Origin of the sequence: Rahnella rivi, from assembly GCF_019049655.1 — a bacterium.
GTDB classification, from domain to species: Bacteria; Pseudomonadota; Gammaproteobacteria; order Enterobacterales; family Enterobacteriaceae; genus Rahnella; species Rahnella rivi.
Genome location: NZ_JAFMOX010000011.1, coordinates 1 through 278, shown reverse-complemented (window position 1 = coordinate 278; position 278 = coordinate 1). Strand labels below are relative to the sequence as shown.

The window sequence follows — 278 nt, the reverse complement described above, 5'->3', positions numbered from 1 at the left end:
TGCCTGGCAGTTCCCTACTCTCGCATGGGGAGACCCCACACTACCATCGGCGCTACGGCGTTTCACTTCTGAGTTCGGCATGGGGTCAGGTGGGACCACCGCGCTAGTGCCGCCAGGCAAATTCTGTGTCATCCATAATGCGCACCCTTCTTCAGGCTTGCACTACGAACCAATCTCGGAACTTCAGCTGAAAATCTACTTCAGAGCCACTCTAAAACACCTTTGGTGTTGTAAGGTTAAGCCTCTCGGGTCATTAGTACTGGTTAGCTCAATGCATC

The 278-nt window shown here is 52.9% G+C and carries 1 rRNA gene; it reads right to left on the bottom strand.

What is annotated here, in order from left to right:
- Window position 1 precedes the first annotated feature (1 nt).
- Window positions 2–117 (bottom strand): 5S ribosomal RNA (gene rrf / locus J1779_RS00050).
- Window positions 118–278 lie beyond the last annotated feature (161 nt).